The sequence below is a fragment of the Roseibium sp. LAB1 genome, assembly GCF_054658235.1.
Map to the genome: position 1 here is coordinate 1,154,096 of NZ_BAAGIB010000002.1, position 16,214 is coordinate 1,170,309.

The 16,214-nt window shown below is 61.0% G+C and carries 12 protein-coding genes; 5 read left to right on the forward strand and 7 right to left on the reverse strand.

Features of this window, described 5'->3' with window-relative positions; all coding sequences use genetic code 11:
* Positions 1–92: 92 nt before the first annotated feature.
* The 5 genes from ACYQ54_RS15230 to ACYQ54_RS15250 form a co-directional block, all read right to left on the reverse strand.
* Entirely contained in the window at positions 93–1,466 is a 1,374-nt protein-coding gene (locus ACYQ54_RS15230) for a TRAP transporter large permease (RefSeq protein ID WP_460083681.1), read from the reverse strand.
* Positions 1,463–2,107 (reverse strand): TRAP transporter small permease subunit, encoded by a 645-nt coding sequence (locus ACYQ54_RS15235; RefSeq protein ID WP_460083683.1) that lies wholly within the window; start codon positions 2,105–2,107, stop codon positions 1,463–1,465. The genes ACYQ54_RS15230 and ACYQ54_RS15235 overlap by 4 nt, the downstream gene beginning before the upstream one ends.
* Positions 2,108–2,183: 76 nt before the next feature.
* Positions 2,184–3,200 (reverse strand): C4-dicarboxylate TRAP transporter substrate-binding protein, encoded by a 1,017-nt coding sequence (locus ACYQ54_RS15240; RefSeq protein WP_460083685.1) that lies wholly within the window; start codon positions 3,198–3,200, stop codon positions 2,184–2,186.
* Between the two features lie 440 nt (positions 3,201–3,640).
* Positions 3,641–5,035: a sigma-54-dependent transcriptional regulator gene (locus ACYQ54_RS15245; RefSeq protein WP_460083687.1), complete on the reverse strand. Its 1,395-nt coding sequence runs from the start codon at positions 5,033–5,035 to the stop codon at positions 3,641–3,643.
* Positions 5,032–6,828: a sensor histidine kinase gene (locus ACYQ54_RS15250; protein ID WP_460083689.1), complete on the reverse strand. Its 1,797-nt coding sequence runs from the start codon at positions 6,826–6,828 to the stop codon at positions 5,032–5,034. The genes ACYQ54_RS15245 and ACYQ54_RS15250 overlap by 4 nt, the downstream gene beginning before the upstream one ends.
* Before the next feature lie 155 nt (positions 6,829–6,983).
* Between ACYQ54_RS15250 and ACYQ54_RS15255 the strand changes: the two genes are divergently transcribed.
* Together ACYQ54_RS15255 and ACYQ54_RS15260 are read left to right on the forward strand one after the other, a co-directional pair.
* A complete protein-coding gene (locus ACYQ54_RS15255) occupies positions 6,984–7,817 on the forward strand; it encodes a universal stress protein (RefSeq protein ID WP_460083691.1) in 834 nt (277 codons plus the stop codon).
* Positions 7,818–8,162: 345 nt separating this feature from the next.
* The gene (locus tag ACYQ54_RS15260) at positions 8,163–10,892 is read left to right on the forward strand and encodes a bifunctional acetate--CoA ligase family protein/GNAT family N-acetyltransferase (protein WP_460083693.1); all 2,730 of its coding nucleotides are present in this window, start codon (positions 8,163–8,165) and stop codon (positions 10,890–10,892) included.
* A gap of 112 nt (positions 10,893–11,004) precedes the next feature.
* Here the strand turns inward: ACYQ54_RS15260 and ACYQ54_RS15265 are convergent, their stop codons facing one another.
* Positions 11,005–12,267, reverse strand: a complete 1,263-nt coding sequence (locus tag ACYQ54_RS15265; RefSeq protein WP_460083695.1) for a urate hydroxylase PuuD — start codon at positions 12,265–12,267, stop codon at positions 11,005–11,007.
* A gap of 122 nt (positions 12,268–12,389) precedes the next feature.
* Here ACYQ54_RS15265 and ACYQ54_RS15270 point away from each other — a divergent pair, with 122 nt between their 5' ends.
* On the forward strand, positions 12,390–13,310 hold the full coding sequence (locus ACYQ54_RS15270) for a LysR family transcriptional regulator (RefSeq protein WP_460083697.1): 921 nt from the start codon (positions 12,390–12,392) through the stop codon (positions 13,308–13,310).
* 23 nt (positions 13,311–13,333) lie between these two features.
* Here ACYQ54_RS15270 and ACYQ54_RS15275 read toward each other — a convergent pair whose 3' ends face one another.
* A complete protein-coding gene (locus tag ACYQ54_RS15275) occupies positions 13,334–14,275 on the reverse strand; it encodes a LysR substrate-binding domain-containing protein (RefSeq protein WP_460083699.1) in 942 nt (313 codons plus the stop codon).
* Between the two features lie 136 nt (positions 14,276–14,411).
* Between ACYQ54_RS15275 and ACYQ54_RS15280 the strand changes: the two genes are divergently transcribed.
* Together ACYQ54_RS15280 and ACYQ54_RS15285 are read left to right on the forward strand one after the other, a co-directional pair.
* Positions 14,412–14,888: a TRAP transporter small permease gene (locus tag ACYQ54_RS15280; RefSeq protein ID WP_460083701.1), complete on the forward strand. Its 477-nt coding sequence runs from the start codon at positions 14,412–14,414 to the stop codon at positions 14,886–14,888.
* Positions 14,885–16,183, forward strand: a complete 1,299-nt coding sequence (locus ACYQ54_RS15285; RefSeq protein ID WP_460083703.1) for a TRAP transporter large permease — start codon at positions 14,885–14,887, stop codon at positions 16,181–16,183. Before ACYQ54_RS15280 ends, ACYQ54_RS15285 begins: the two co-directional genes overlap by 4 nt.
* Positions 16,184–16,214: the final 31 nt, after the last annotated feature.

The window sequence follows — 16,214 nt, forward strand, 5'->3', positions numbered from 1 at the left end:
AACCCGGGGCAATTCCCCGGCCAACAACGAAAAAACGCCGCCGGAAAGACCTCCCGGCGGCGTTTTCCTTTTCTAGTCCGATTTCGACGCTGTCAGGACATCAGCTCCGGCAGGATCGTGATGATCGACGGGAAAGCCAGCAGGCCCGCGATGGTCAGGACATCGGCGACGAAGAACGGTACGCATCCGCGGAAAACTTCCTGAACCGGAATATCCGGACGGACGCCCGACACGACGAAGCAGTTCAACCCGATCGGTGGCGTGATCAGACAGAGCTCCGCCATCTTCACCACCAGAATGCCGAACCAGATCGAGCAGGCCTCGCCCGACATGCCGAAGGCACTGTCGGCCGCCGAAACGCCCTCACCGCCGTTCAGCGCCATCACCGCAGGATAGACCACAGGCAGCGTCAGGATGAGCATGCCGATCGCATCCATGAACATGCCAAGCACGGCATAGGCCAGGAGAATGCAGACCATCACCACCCAGGGAGAATAGTCCAGCGCGACGATAAAGTCCTTGAAGGCGTCCGGCAGGCCGGCAAAGCCCAGGAACCGGACATAGACCAGCACGCCCCAGATCAGCGTGAAGATCATCACCGTCAATTTCGCGGTCTCGTGCAGGGCCTGACCGAGCTGCTTGGTGCGCATGCCTTTCATGAAGGCAACGACCAGCACCACGAAGGCTCCGAGCGAACCGGCTTCGGTCGGGGTGGCCAGACCGAAAAAGAACGAACAGAAGATGATCGCGACAACCGCAATGATCGGCAGGGTTCCCGGAACGCTTTCGAACCGCTCTTTCCAGGTAAAGCCGCCAACCGGTGGTGCATCGCCGCGCCAGGCGGAGACGCCCACGATGATGCCGACATAGATCAGCGCCGAAAACACGCCCGGCAGGAAACCGGCGATCAGCAGCTTGCCGACCGACTGTTCCACCAGAATGGCGTAGATCACAAGGATCGCGGACGGCGGGATCAGCGAGGCCAGCGTGCCACCCGCGGCGACCACTGCCGCCGACAGGCGCTTGGAATAACCGGCTGCCAGCATTTCGGGAATGGCGACGCGTGCAAAGACCGCAGCCGTTGCCACCGATGCCCCCGAAACGGCCGCAAAACCGGCGGTGGAGAACACCGTGCCGACGGCCATGCCGCCCGGCAGCCAGCCAAGCCAGCGTTTTGCCGCTTCAAACAACTGCTTGGTGAAGCCTGCGTAAAAGGCCAGAAAACCGATCAGGATGAAGGTCGGCAATACCGACAGGGCATAGGTGACCGACTTGGAATGAGGGATCGTGCCTGCCATCTGCAGGGCTACGAAAAAGCCTTTCGAGAACCCCATTTTCAGGGAGAACAGGACAATCAGCCCAACCAGACCTGTGAAGGCTGCCGCAAAGGCCACGCGCACACCCAGGACAACAAGGACCAGCAGCACGCCGGTCATCAGGAGGCCAACTTCAAACGGCGTCGTCATCGCGCGCCTCCTTCTTCAATGTCGTCGCCCAGGGCTTCTTCGATTTCGTGTTTGGCGTGTTCCTCGACACCCTCGATCATCGGCACGCAGTAGGCTTCACGCGCCGGGTCGGCGACCAGGCGAGCGTAACCGTAGGCCTGCATGCACAGGCGCAGAAACAGAAGACTGAGCGCGACCGGCACCATCAGCTTGGACGGCCAGGTCGGCAGGCGGATATCCATAGTGCTGTCGCCGATCGTCCAGGAGCGGTCGAAATGGTACCAGGAGCCCCAGATCAGGAGGGCGACCGTGAAGGCGATCAGGATGACACCCAGCATTTCGCAGATGTAAAGCGTCCGGCCGCTTAGCTTGCCGAGCACGATTTCCATGCGGATGTGGCCACCGACGCGCTGGCAGTAGGCGATACCGGCGAAGGCGAAGATGGCCATGGCCTGTTCGGTAATGTCGATGAAGCCCGGCACAGGGGTGTTGAAGACCAGGCGGCCGATTACCTGAACCACGGCCAGCAGCATCAAGGCCAGAATGGCCCCGGCGGCAAACAGGTTGAAGGCATTCTCGACATGAGCGAGCCAGCCATCAAAGCGGATATAAGTGACCGGGCGCTCCGAAACGGAACGTCCTCCGGGATCGATTGTGTTCATGAGTTAAGCCCCGAGCATTGGCTTCCCGACGCAGGTCGCGCCGGGAAGAGTGTGGAATAGTCCAGGCTTGCCGGGCTTATTCCGCGAGGGTCGACTTGACCATGTCCAGGATCTCCTGTGCCGGCAGACCGTTGGCGGACTGTTCTTCCACCCATGCGGCCTGGATCGGACCGGCTTTTTCAGCAAAGGCTGCCAGTTCGGCGTCGGAGAACTCGACCTGGGTCACGCCGCGGCTTTCCAGCTCCGGCCACCACTTTTCATAAACCTTGTCGTAGGTTTCCAGGTAGTGCGCCAGCGCCGGCTGAACCGAGCTGTCGAGTGCTGCCTTGAAGTCATCCGGCAAGGCATTGTAGGCGTCGATGTTCACGATCACCGGGCACTGCACGGTTCCCGGGTTCAGGTTCTTGGTCCACCAGTCGGCGACTTCCACCACCTTGAACGACAGATGCGCATGCGGTGCGAAACTGGCAGCCGCCACAGTGCCGGAGTCGATCGCCTGGTAGGTTTCCGAAGCGGTCACGGAGGTCGGCACGGCGCCAACGGCTTCCATCAGCTGGCCGATGCCGCCCAAGGCACGCACACGCATGCCGTTGAAATCGGAAATCTTGCTCGGCACATCGCCCTTGCCTGCAAAGTTGTACTGCGGCATCGGCGACGGCATCAGGGCCTGAGCGTTCCAGCGAGCAAGGTCTTCCTTCACGGCGGGATGCTCATAGAGCTTCATCGATACCTTGATTTCCTGGTCAAGGTCCTTCACGCCCAGGAACGGCAGTTCCAGAACCGTCAGGCTCGGGTTCTTGTCCGGGTGATAGGAGGCGCAGATCTGCGCCATTTCGAACGCACCGAAGGAAATGCCGTCGAGATTCTCGCGAGACTTCGACAGGGCTTCACCGTACTGCAGTTTGATTTCGAACTTGCCGTCGGTCTTTGCGGCCACTTCTTCGGCCAGCTTTTCGACATGCTCGGTAAACGCACGGCGCTTGCCCCAGAGCGACACGTTCCAGGTGACATCAGCGGCAAAGGTTTCGGTGGCGAATACCAGAGACAGCGCAGCCGCGGATACAGCGGTTGCGGATTTCAGTGAAAAGAGCATGCAATCCTCCCAAGACGTTTGCTCATTTCCTTGGCAGCTCGGCCTGAACACCTCCGCGCACAAGCCCGTGCCAAGTCGATGAACCTGTAGCATGACCCGTGCCAGTTCTCGCTGGCAACACTTTCCCGAAGGAAATCGGCGCTTCTTTCTGTCCCTGCCCAAAAATGCTGCGGTGCAGCTCGGCAAGATCTTGCCGATGCCTCGTGACCCTTGGCGGATTTTCGCCAGTTTGGCGTGGTCTGGGGAGCTTGCTTGCCTGCCTTGCACCACCGTCTCATTCACTGAAACGCTCATCCTGAGAAGGACCGCCACGTCCGTCTCGAGGGACGGCATGCGACTTCAAGAGCAAGCGGCCCATGCTTCGAGACAGCGCCGACGCACTTCCTCTGGATGAGGCTGGATGCTGGGAGCATCGTTCGGATGAATGCCTTGAGGAGCGTCTACCCCTCCACACCCTCGGTGCTTGCCAGATCGCGGCTGAGGCCAAGGCGGGTCATTTTTTCGTTCAGCGTCCGGCGCGGCAGGTTGAGTTCCTGCATGACGTCGGCCATTCGTCCGCCATGACGCCGCAGTGAACCTTCAATCAGGTTACGCTCATAGGCGTCCATAAGTTCCTTCAAGCCACCACCGGCGGGAACCGGGGTCGTTTCCCGCTGTCCCGTCACCAGCTCTTCCAGAGGCTGTGGGCTGACCGGGGCGTTGAGCACGAATCGTTCGGCAGCGTTGCGCAATTCCCGAACATTTCCGGGCCAGCCATAGGTCTGCAGAAATGCCTCGTCACGAGCGCTGGTGGTCGGGGCGTCCAGCCCGTATTGGGCGGCAAAGCGGTTCAGGAACGTGTCGAACAGCAAGAGCGCGTCACGACCGCGTTCGCGCAGCGGCGGTACACGCAGTTCGATGGTGTTCAGCCTGAAAAGCAGGTCCTCGCGCAACCGCCCCGTGCGCACCGCCTCTTTCGGATCGATATTGGCCGCGCTGACCAGGCGGATATCGACGTCGACGGGCTTTGTTCCACCAATACGGTCCACCTTTTTCTCCTGAAGAACGCGCAGCAGTTTCGGCTGGAGCGCCAGCGGCATGGAGACGATCTCGTCCAGGAACAGGACACCGCCGCTTGCCGCCTCGATCCGGCCGATCCTTTGTCTGTCCGCGCCCGTGAAGGCCCCTGCCTCATGGCCAAACAGTTCCGCTTCCACCATGGCTTCCGGCAGGGCCGCGGCATTGATGGCCATGAAAGCCCCAGCCTTGCGCGCGCTGAAATCGTGAAGGGCCTGGGCGATCACTTCTTTGCCGGTGCCGGTTTCGCCGGTGATGAGGACGGCAGCATCCGTGGCAGCAAAATGCAGGATCTGCTGACGCAGGGCCTGCATGGCTGGACTGTTGCCGATCAGGCGGCTTTCCAGCCCAGCGCCGTCCTGAAGCTGCGTGCGCAGCAAGCGGTTCTCCAAGACAAGCGCCCGCCTGTCGCAGGCCCGGCGGACCACGTCGGCAATGTGGTCGGGATCGAAGGGCTTTTCGACAAAGTCGTAGGCCCCGGCCCGCATCGCCTCGACGGCCATCGGCACGTCACCGTGACCGGTGATCAGAACCACCGGAAGGTCCGCGTCGATCGCTCCGATCCTGCGCAGCAGGGAGACACCGTCCTCACCATCCAGCATCACGTCCGAGACAACACAGCCACGGAAGTCGGCGGACAATCTGGCCAGCGCCTGTCCTGCGGTCGCCACCTCCTGGGTTTCGAAACCGGCCAGCCTTATCCATTGCCGCAAGGCTGCGCGCATGGCCGGGTCGTCATCGACGATAAGAACAGGGATCTTCTGGGAAAGGTCGGTCATTCTGCGGCTTCGGGTTCCCGTTCGGTCCTGGCATCTGCCGAAGTCTGGCCGGCTCTATTCCCGGTCAGCGCAGGCAGACGCAATTCAAACACAGCACCCTTAGGGCTGTTGGCCCGCACCGACAAGCTGCCGCCCAGATCCTCTGCAAGACGCATGGAGATGGCAAGGCCGAGCCCCATGCCACCGCTGCTGGTCTTGGTGGAGAAGAACGGATCAAAGATCCGCTCCTTCAGATCTTCCGGGATCCCGGGCCCGTTGTCGGAAATTGCCAACACCAGCTCACTGCCCTGCCGGTCTGCACGCAGCTGCACCTCGCCGGCTTCTTCGCCCGCCGTTGCGTCGGCGCCATTGCGCAGAAGATTGACCAGGATCTGCTCGATCCGGAGCGGCGCGGTTTCCGCTTCCAGCGGCTCACACGGCAGGTCCAGCTTCAGGAGGCAGCCGGTCTCCTCGAAACGGGGACGGACAATCTTTTCGGCGGTCCGGACACTCTCGGTCAGGTCGATCTTCTCGATCCGGCTTTCACCGGGCCGGGCGAAGCGTTTGAGTTCCTGCGTCAGGCTGGCCATGCGCATCTGCAGGGAGTCGATCTCGTTGAGGTTTTCCGAGGCGGTTTCCGTATCGCCCTTTTCCAGGAACTTGCGCGTTCCAGCCACGAACATGCGCAAGGCTGCCAGTGGCTGGCTGAGTTCATGAACGACCGCCGCCGACATCTCGCCGACGGCCGCCAGGCGGCTGGAGCGGGCAAGGCCGCGCTGTGCTTCCAGCAGCTCTTTTTCGACCCGCCGCCGCTCCTGGATTTCTTCCACCAGGCGAGTGTTCAGCTCCTTCAGGCCAGCCGATTCCTGCCGCAAGAGCGCGGAAGCCTTGCGCAGGCGCCTTCCGCGGAGCACCAGAACAATGACCGCATAGACGAGGCAGAGCGTGATGGTCGCCGCCCAGATCGGCAGCACGCTCTTGCGGGTTTCCTCCACCGGCACCAGGAAATGCAGGGTCCAGCCGAGCAGGCCGACGTCCGCCGAATTGTGCCGGTAATCCTTGCCGTCGATGACAAGCTGCTGCTTTTCCTCAACCAGCGTGTCGCTGACCGGGGACAGGTCCCGTCCGGCATACTGACGCGTGGCCTCGATCATCTGGCGCACTTCCTGCGGCAGCGCCGTCAGCGTCCGGTAGCGCCAGTCGGACTGGCTGGACAGAAAAATCACGCCATTGGCATCAGTCGCAAATACGGTCTCACCGCCCTCGGCCCAGGCTTCTTCCAAAGGCCCCATGTCTACCTTGACCACCGCGACGCCAACCGGCCTGCCGCTGACCGGCGTCGGCCGGGCCAGGAACAGGCCGGGTTCGTCCGAGGTTGCGCCGATTGCAAAAAACCGGCCTTCCTCGCCTTTGATGGCCGAGGTGAAATAAGGCCTGAAACCGTAGTTGCGGCCAACCAGCGACAATTCTTCCTGCCAGTTGCTGGAAGCCAGGGTCGTGCCTTCGGTGTTCATGACGTAGAGCAGTTCCACGCCGGAATTTTCAGCCATTTCCTGCAGGAAACGATTGGCGCTTTCCGACGGCTGACCGAGCCCGAGCGCGGATGTCGCCCGCGGGTCGCGGGCGATCATATAGGGCAGATAGCGATACTTCTGGTATTCGCCCAGAATTGTCTGGCGATAGAGCGTCAGCCGCTCGGCTGCCTTCCTGTCAACGCTGTCCTCATCCAGCTCCATGAAGAGCTGAACCAGCATGAAGGCGGCCGCCACGAGCAGGAACGGTGGCAAGGCCAGATAGAGCCAGCGTTTTGACATTGCTCCATATTGCGCATTTTTTCCGTTCCCGCCACCCGGCTGGGCATCGGACCGGAAAAGTGACATTGATGCGCGTCAAGGACTCACCACATTCAGTCCTATAGATTTTTAACGAAGCTGGTTCGATGCCATGATACCGGCCGCAGGAGGGATATATGCCTATCAAAGATATTTTGACCGTTCTGGATCTCGCGGGCGACCAGCCTGCCGCCAAATATGCCCTGGAATTCGGCCGCAACTACGATGCCCATGTCACCGGACTGGCCGTGTCGTTCGAGCCGGTTGTCCCCGCATTTGCCGCCGCGCCAATGCCGGTCGACTATTTGCAGGCAGCACATGAACAGGCGATCGCCGCCGCTTCCGAGGCAAAAAAGGAATTCGACGAGCTTGCCCGCCTGGCAGGCGTGAAGAACGAAAGCCGGCTCGCGGAAATCCTCACCGGCGGCCCGCTGGAAAACGTGCTTGTTCATTGCCGCCCGACCGACCTCGTGGTCATTGGCCAGGCCAATCCGGACAAGCCGGAGCCGATGCGCGAACTGCTGATCGAGACGGTCCTGTTTGAAAGTGGTGTGCCGGTTCTGCTTGTGCCCTATATCGGGAGCAAATCCTTCCAACCACAGAACGTTCTGGTCGGCTGGGACGGCAGCTCAACGGCAACGCGGGCCATCCACGCCGCCCTGCCGGTTCTGGAAAGGGCGGAAAAGATCACCGTTCTGGTTGTCGAGAAGAAAGCAACGAAAGCAACCGGACAGCCCGGTGCCGACGTCGCCAACTATCTGGCTCGCCACAACATGGATGTCACCGTCGACGTTGTCACCAACCCGCAGGCGGGCATTGCCGATACGGTTCTCAACCATGTGTCCGACAACAGCAACGATCTGGTGGTGATGGGCGGTTATGGCCACAGCCGCATGCGTGAATTCCTGTTCGGCGGAGCAACCAGGGAAATTCTGGAAGCCATGACCGTTCCGGTGCTGATGGCCCATTAGGCACCCGGCGCACGCGCGAACGCGGTCCCGACCTCTATCATGGGTCCGGGCCGTTCCCTGAAGGCATTGAGATTTTGCGATGCAAAACGCCCGCGAACCTGACACACTCCGGTCCGCGGGCTTTTTTGTGAGCAAGTCACACCAGCACACGTGTTCGGGCTCGGGCGGAGCGAAATTGAGCGTAAACTGGGCGCACAATCTCGGTTTCAAGACACCGGTACAGCAGCAGGCCTGACTGTCGAATGATTGCGGTTTGTCGTACCGGTTACGTGAAAATTTCGGCCTGTGACCTAGGTTCATTTCAGACGTCTCGTTCCTTGCGGAGCTTTTCAGAGGATCGATCTCATGACCATTCGCAACCTTGATGGTTTCTTTGCGCCAGGATCGATAGCCGTGATCGGGCCCTGCAGGCATCCGGGCGTCCTGACCAGCAAGCTGATTGCCTGCCTGCAGGACATCGAAGCCGGCCATCCGGTAACGCTCGTCGGGATCGACGACAATGTTCCGTTCAAGGGCCGGAAGGTTGACCGGCTGGAAGACCTGAAAAAGATGCCTGACCTGGCAATATACCTCGCCAGGGCGGACGCATTACCGGAACAGATCAGGGCCCTCGGTGCAGGCGGAACCAAGGCTGTGCTGATCCCGTCTCCCGGCTACGAAACCTGGCCGGAGGAGCTGCTTCAGGACTGCCGCGTGGCCGCGCAGGCAACCAACTTGCGCCTCATCGGACCGGGCACACTTGGCCTTGCCGTTCCGGCAACCGGACTCAACGCCCTTCTGAGCGCCGAGCGGCCGGAAAAAGGGGAAGTTGCCTTTTTCTCGCGCTCCGGCGCCGTTCTCAACGCGACGCTTTCCTGGGCGAAGACCCACCGAACCGGCTTTTCCGCTGTCGTCTCGCTCGGCGCACGGATGGATGTCGATATCAGTGACCTGATCGACTATTTCGCCCAGGACTATCATACCCGCGCGATCGTTCTTCATCTGGAAGGCATCGCCGTTCCGAGAAAGTTCATATCCGCCGCCAGGGCGGCTGCCCGCAGCAAACCGGTGATCGTGATCCGCTCCGGCAAGAGCCGGGATACAGGCGGCACGGGCCGAACCCACGCCGGTCGCCTCGCCCGCACGGACCGGGTCTACGAGACAGTGTTTCGCCGCACCGGACTGTTGCGCGTGCAAGATCTCGACGAGATGTTCGAGGCACTGGAAACCCTATCCCACATCCGTGTTCCCCGATGCGACAAGCTCGCCGTCATCGCCAACGGGCGCAGCCTCGCCAGCCTTGCCGTCGACAGGCTGACGGATCTGGGCGGGGCCTTCGCCGAACTTGCCCCGGAAACACGAACAGCCCTTGAAGACACCAGCCGCAGCTATGCAGGCCTGTCGGTAACGCCTGCCGCAGGCGGATCGGTGATCCTGAAGGAGAACGTCACACCCGAGCAGATCACCGAGGCGATCGTGACGGTGCTGAAAGACCCGAACGTCGACGGTGCCGTCGTGCTTCAGGCGGCCAGCGCCTTCCAGCCCTTGTCCGCCATCGCCAAGGCAATCGCCGATGCTGCCGCCCAGGACCGGCGCAGAACCGGCCGGCGCAAGGCGCTTGTGGCGGGCCTCATCGGCGGTGACGGCGCAACGCGGGCAGCTCTTTCCGAAGCCCGGATCCCGAACTACGCCAGCCCGGCGGAGGCCGCACGCAGTCTGATGCATCTGGCCCATGATGCGCAGGCGCGCGAATTCCTGATGGCAGCACCCGCCAGCCTGCCGAGCACATTTTCGCCTGATGTCGCGCGTGCACGCGGCATCGTCGCCGCGGCTCTTCAGGAAGACCGCACCTGGCTCAGTCCGCCGGAAGTGGTCGCGGTTCTGGAAGCCTATGATCTGCCGATCATGGCGACCGCCATGGCGTCAACGCCCGAGGAAGCCGGCAAACTGTCGGAACCCTTCTTCAAGACCGCGGTGCATTGCGTTGCCAAGTTGATCTCACCGGACCTGCCGTTCAAATCGCGGATCGATGGCGTCCGGCTGGGGCTGGAAAGCCCCGAAGCCGTCCGACATGCGGCTGAAGAGCTGGTCACAAAAACCAGACGGGACTACCCGGACGCCCACATTGCCGGGCTCTCCATCCATCCGATGCTGGAAGACCGGCACGGACTGGAGCTTTACATGGGCGTCGCCGAAACGCAGGATTTTGGGCCGTTTCTGGTGTTCGGCCATGGTGGCACGGCCATTGAGGAAAGCGAGGACGTTGCTCTGGAACTCCCGCCGCTGGATCTCAATCTGGCCGAGGCTCTGATTGACCGCACCCGGATTGCCCGACTTCTGGACGGCGGACCGGCACGTCCGGCACTCGACAGGGCAGCGCTTGCGCAAGCCCTGGTGAAGCTCTCCCAGATCACCGTCGATATTCCTGAGATACAGGAACTCGACATCAATCCGCTGGTTGCCCTGCCGAGCGGCCTCATCGGGCTGGATGCGCGCATGACATTGTGCCATCCGGAAAAACGCCCGGGCCGCACCGGCAGCTCCCGCCTTGCCATTGCGCCCTACCCGCAGGAATGGGAGCGGACGCTCGAGCTGAAGGATGGGCGCGAAATCTTCATCCGGCCCGTCCGTCCGGAAGACGAGGACCTGTTCAAGACGTTTTTCGAGCAGGTAACGCCAGAAGACCTGCGCCTGCGCTTCTTCGCACCGGTGCGTGATTTCAGTCACCGTTTCCTGTCCCGGCTGACCCAGCTCGATTACGCCCGCGCAATCGCCTTTGCGGCTATCGAACCTTCTGACGGCAGCTTGCTTGGCGTGGTGCGCCTGCATGCGGACCCGGACCACCAGACGGGTGAATATGCCGTCATGGTCCGCTCGGACCTGAAAGGCCAGGGGCTTGGCTGGACCTTGATGAAACTGATCATCCGTTACGCGAAAGCGGACGGTATCGAGGTGATCAAGGGCGAGGTCCTGAAGGAAAACACGTCAATGATCTCCATGTGCCAGTCTCTCGGCTTTTCCGTCAGCACTTCGCCGGACGATCCCGGCATAGCCCTGGTGACGTTGCCCGTGGCAGAGGTGCCGGAAGAAATCTGACCCCACTTCGTAGGCCTAAAGCCAGATCCGGATGACAAGGCAGGCGCAGCTTCAGCCAAACAAGAGCGCTCCCCACCGGGAGGAGCGCAATGTTTGGCAGAATGGCGTTTAATCAATGTGTTGCGGCCACTCCGAACGGCAGTTGCTCGCGGGCATTCCGGTACCATTCCACGATCTTCTTGCGCTCGTCCTCTTCCATGAAGGAGACGTTGGCCGGTGGCATGGCGTTGGTGACGCCGGCCTGAAGGTAGATCTGCTTGGCGGCGCGCACGACATCCGCCTTGGTTTCCAGAAGCATGCCTTTCGGTGCCCAGTGAATGCCCTCGTAGAAGGGTTCGCGGGCGTGGCACATGCCGCATCGACCTGGGATGATGTTCATGACGTCGTCGATGCCTTCCGCACTGGCGAACACCTGTTCCGTCTCAGTCAGCGAACGGGCGTCCGAAGCCTCCCAGGTATCCTGTTGCAACGGTGCCATGGACAGCTGAATGATCGCGACGAACAGGATCGCCGTTGCCAGCCAGGTCCAGGTCGGTGCGGGAGCGCCCGTGTGCTTGGTGTTGAAATAATGCCGGATGGTGACGCCCATCAGGAAGACAAGGGCAGCGATCAGCCAGTTGTATTCCGAGGCGAAGGCGAGCGGGTAATGGTTGCTCAGCATCAGGAACACGACCGGCAGGGTCAGGTAATTGTTGTGGGTTGAGCGCAGCTTGGCGATCTTGCCGTATTTTGCGTCCGGCGTGCGCCCGGCCTTCAGGTCCGCCACCACGATTTTCTGGTTCGGAATGATGATAAAGAACACGTTCGCGGTCATGATCGTGGCGGTGAAGGCGCCAAGGTGCAGCATGGTGGCCCGACCGGTGAAGATCTCGTTGTAGCCGTAACCCATGGCCACCAGCAGTGCGAACAGCAGCACCATCAGCAGCGTCGGGCTCTCGCCGAGCTTCGACTTGCACAGCCGGTCATAGACCAGCCAGCCGATAGTCAGAGAACCGGCGGAAATCAGGACGCCCTGCCACAGGGCGAGATCGGCCTTGGCCGGATCGATCAGGTAAAGTTCGCCGCCAACCCAGTAGACAACCATCAGAAGGGCCGCGCCGGACAGCCACGTGGAATAGCTTTCCCATTTGAACCAGACCAGGTGCTCCGGCATGTTTTCCGGGGCAACCAGGAACTTGCGGATGTGATAGAAGCCGCCGCCGTGAACCTGCCATTCCTCGCCATGGGCGCCCTTGGGCAGGTCGGGGGCCTTCTTCAGCCCGAGGTCCAGCGCGACGAAATAGAACGACGAACCGATCCAGGCCATCGCGGTAATCACGTGCAGCCAGCGGACCGCAAAGGCAATCCAGTCCCAAATGATGGCAATGTCCAGCATTGCTTCCCCTCCAAATTCGTTTGACCCAAGCTAGCCCATGCGGGAATTTTCTGGTATCTCGGGATAATTCCGAGCAGTTTCAAAAAAATCGGAACAATAAACCGGCCCGGCTGGACATCCTCATGGCGTATCTGGAAAACATCCGTACCTTTCTGCGCGTTTACGAGTTGGGCAACATGTCTGCCGCTGCACGAGATCTGCGGATTTCATCCGCCGTCGCGTCGTCACGGGTGTCCCAACTGGAAGAGCATCTGAATGTGCGCCTGTTCCAGCGAACCACCCGTGCCCTCAGTCCGACAGAGCATGGCAACTTGTTCTATCGCGGTGCAACAAAAATCATCGAGGCGGTGGAAGAAGCTGAAGCGGAGATCAGCAATGTCACCCGTTCGCCGCGCGGCACGCTCTTTGTGGCTGCCCCCATCGGCATGGGTCAGAGACTGATCGCACCTGCGATCCCGAAGTTCAAGGAAGCGAACCCGCTGATCGACATCCGCCTGCGCCTGTCCGACCGCAAGGTCGACCTGACCGGAGAAGGTCTCGATGCCGCGTTTTTCCTGGGTCTGCCGGAAGATTCCAACCTGAAGATCCGCAAGATCGCTGATTGCAGCCGCATGCTCTGCGCTTCGCCGGAGTATCTTGCCCGCAAGGGCAACCCGAAAACCAGCGACGAGCTGGCCGCCGGCCGCCACGACTGTCTCAACATGCGGTATCCCGGCGCGCCGGAATTCCAGTGGCCTCTGCAGACGGAAAACGGTGTGAAGCGCGTCGCGGTCTCCGGTCCGTTCGAATCCGACCATGGCGACGTTCTGACCGGCTGGGCGCTGGAAGGACACGGCATCGTGTTGAAACCGGTGTTCGAGGTTGCCGATTATCTCGCCGCCGGCAAGCTGGTGCCAGTGCTGGAAAGCGAGCCGCCGATCCCCGTCCAGATGGCCTGCCTCTACACCCACCGCCGCCGCCAGGATCCGAAGGTGCGCCTGTTTCTGGATTTCATGGTGGCGCACATCCAGAAATCGCTGGCGGACATGGCCAGCGCCCACTGAGAGCCTGATATCGCAGATCGGCGCTACTGTCTTAGTGTTGTCCCGAGGCCGGCAGCCCGATCCACCAGCGTCTTCACTTCCCCGCGCAACACCTCCGCAAAGCTTTCCACCAGAAGGGAGAGCGGCCGGTTGGCCGGGGTCAGCAGCGACATGTTGAGAAAGCAATCCGGTTTGAACGGACGGAACACCAGACTGTTTTCCGGGCCGAAGCTTTCCTGATGGCTGATCGCCGACAATCCCTCGCAGATCGTGTAGCAAAGCCCTTCGGAGACAAGCTGCAGGGCGGGCAGGAACGTTCTGAGCTCGAAGCGCTTGTTGAGCCTTGCTCCCGCCTCGTCGAAGGCCTTGCGTGTCTGTTCACTGATCGAGTGATCGTCGAACAGCATCGCCATCGGTTTGCCGTCAAGATCGGCGGGTGTGATCGTCTTTTTCCGGGCGAGCGGATCGTCCTTCGGCACGGCGCAGACACCCGGCAGAGCGAAGACTTCCGAAATGATGGTGCGTCGCGGTTCCGGCGTTTCGGCAAAGCCGATATCGTACTGTTGGGAGGCAATCCAGTCGGTGACAACAGGAGAAGACCGCATCATCAGAGAGGCTTCGATCTCCGGTTTGTCCCGCAGGAAATCGGCCAGAACCCGGGGCATGAAAAAGCTGGAGGCTGCCGGGTTGCAGGCGATCCGGAGCTTGCCCTTTTCCAGGTTGCCGATGTCCTGCAGTGTGCGGGTCGAGCGGGCCAGACGCTCCAGCAGAAACTCAGCCTCTTCCAGAAAATAATGCGCTTCGGGCTTGGGCACGAGCCGGCCGCGCTCGCGTTCGAACAGCTGAAAGCCGACTTCCCGTTCCAGCCCCGCAATCATGGCACTGACGGCAGGTTGGGTCCGCCCCAAAGCCCGCCCTGCTTCGGAGACGGATCCGGTGCGCATCACCTGCACGAATGTCTGCAACTGACGGAAGGAAAGGTTCATGACAAAACTATAAAGTCACTCTATCAAAGTAGCAATATTTCGAATTTGCCTTTATGGATTGGCCAATTCCATACTCCCCTTCCAGACAGAGGGTGTTCGAGCGCCAAAAAAAGGCGCCAACAATACGGGGGTGGTTTTGGAACGGTTCACGCAGTGCCTTTTGACGGCTCTGATCATGATCGTCGCGCTTGGCCAGTTTGTTCAGGTCGTCACGCGCTACGTGTTTCAGGTCCCGGTGATGGGGCTGGAAGAAACGATCATGTATCCGACGCTCTGGCTCTATATTTTCGGCGCGGTAAACGCCTCCCGGGAAAACAGCCACATCCGCGCCAACGTCCTTGAAATCTTCCTCAAGACAGACCGCCAACACACCATTCTGGCCATTGTCGGTGAACTGATCAGCCTCGTTGTCGGCATCTGGCTGCTGACCTGGGCGTGGGACTATACCCGCTATGCCTGGCGGGTCTGGCGCGAGAGCCCGACCCTCTACATTCCGACCTTCTATGCAGATGTCGCGCTGGTCGTCGGGCTGGTGCTGATGATGGTCTATACCGGCACCTATCTGCTGATGCATGTCCGCAGCCTGCGGACGGCAGATGGAGGCGCACAATGATCGAGATCGCGCTTCTGGCCATCCTGGTTCTGGTCATCACGCTGACCCTGGGCGTCCCGCTGCCCTGGTGCTTCGGCGCAGCGTTGATGGTCATGTATTTCATCGGCGACGTCACCATGAAAGGCATGGTGCTGTGGGGTTTTCAGCAGCTCGGCAACCCGGCGCTCCTCGCCATACCGCTGTTCGTGCTTGCCGGCACCATCATGTCGGAAAGCGGGATTGCCGCAGCGCTGCTGCGCTTCGTCAATTCCTTCGTCGGTCATGTCCGTGGTGGTCTGGGTGTCGTCGCTGCCGTCAGCTGCGCCATCATCGGTGCTATATCCGGCTCCGGTCTAACGGGTATTTCCGCCATCGGCCCGCTGCTGATCCCGGAAATGGAAAAACGCGGTTATCCACGGGAATACGCCACCGCGCTGATCGCCAATTCGTCGATCCTCGGTCTGCTGATCCCGCCGTCCCTGAGCATGATCCTGTTCGGCTGGGTGACGGACACTTCGATCGCCGCCTGCTTTCTGGCGACCCTCGGCCCGGGCCTGCTCATCATGTTCAACTTTTCGGCCGTGAACCTTTGGATGGCACGCAAGTTCAACCTGGTTCTGGACGAAAAGCCGACCGCGCGGGAGTTCACCGCCGACATCACGAAGCGCGGCATCTATGCCTTTCCGGCCCTGCTGATGCCGGTGATGATCCTTGGCGGCATCTACGGCGGCATCATGACTCCGACCGAATCCGCCGCTCTTGCCGTCATCTACGCAATCCCGGTCGGCTTCCTGATCTACAAGGGCCTGCGTCTCGACAACTTCCTCTTTGCCGGCAAGGAAGCCGCGACGGCCGTCGGCGCAATCATGCTGATGATCCTGTTTTCCATGATCCTCGGGCAGATGTTCGTTTACGAAGGCGTGCCGCAGAAGCTGGTCAGCGTCATCTTCGGCATCACCGAGAACAAGATCGTTCTGCTGATCCTGATCAACATCCTGCTGTTCCTGATCGGCATGGTCGTCAACGATGCCACCGCCATCATTCTGGTGGCGCCACTCCTGCTGCCACTGATGCAGGCGCTCGATATCAGCCCGGTCCAGTTCGCCGCGATCATGGGCGTCAACACCGCCATGGGCGGGGTTACACCGCCCTATGCGTCGATCCTCTATCTCGGCGCCCGCATCGGCAAGGTGAAGGTCACCAAGGTCATTCCGCCGGCCATGTTCCTGGTCGTGACCGGTTACGTGCCGGTGGTCTTCCTGACCTCCTTCTGGCCGGACCTGTCGCTCTACCTGCCACGCCTGTTCGGCTACTGAGCCGGCTCATAAATCCAACCGAAACCGACTT

Coding starts and splice junctions, on each gene's coding strand:
- ACYQ54_RS15230 (WP_460083681.1), bottom strand. CDS start 1,466: ATGACGACGCCGTTTGAAGTTGGCCTCCTGATGACCGGCGTGCTGCTG.
- ACYQ54_RS15235 (WP_460083683.1), bottom strand. CDS start 2,107: ATGAACACAATCGATCCCGGAGGACGTTCCGTTTCGGAGCGCCCGGTC.
- ACYQ54_RS15240 (WP_460083685.1), bottom strand. CDS start 3,200: ATGCTCTTTTCACTGAAATCCGCAACCGCTGTATCCGCGGCTGCGCTG.
- ACYQ54_RS15245 (WP_460083687.1), bottom strand. CDS start 5,035: ATGACCGACCTTTCCCAGAAGATCCCTGTTCTTATCGTCGATGACGAC.
- ACYQ54_RS15250 (WP_460083689.1), bottom strand. CDS start 6,828: ATGTCAAAACGCTGGCTCTATCTGGCCTTGCCACCGTTCCTGCTCGTG.
- ACYQ54_RS15255 (WP_460083691.1), top strand. CDS start 6,984: ATGCCTATCAAAGATATTTTGACCGTTCTGGATCTCGCGGGCGACCAG.
- ACYQ54_RS15260 (WP_460083693.1), top strand. CDS start 8,163: ATGACCATTCGCAACCTTGATGGTTTCTTTGCGCCAGGATCGATAGCC.
- ACYQ54_RS15265 (WP_460083695.1), bottom strand. CDS start 12,267: ATGCTGGACATTGCCATCATTTGGGACTGGATTGCCTTTGCGGTCCGC.
- ACYQ54_RS15270 (WP_460083697.1), top strand. CDS start 12,390: ATGGCGTATCTGGAAAACATCCGTACCTTTCTGCGCGTTTACGAGTTG.
- ACYQ54_RS15275 (WP_460083699.1), bottom strand. CDS start 14,275: ATGAACCTTTCCTTCCGTCAGTTGCAGACATTCGTGCAGGTGATGCGC.
- ACYQ54_RS15285 (WP_460083703.1), top strand. CDS start 14,885: ATGATCGAGATCGCGCTTCTGGCCATCCTGGTTCTGGTCATCACGCTG.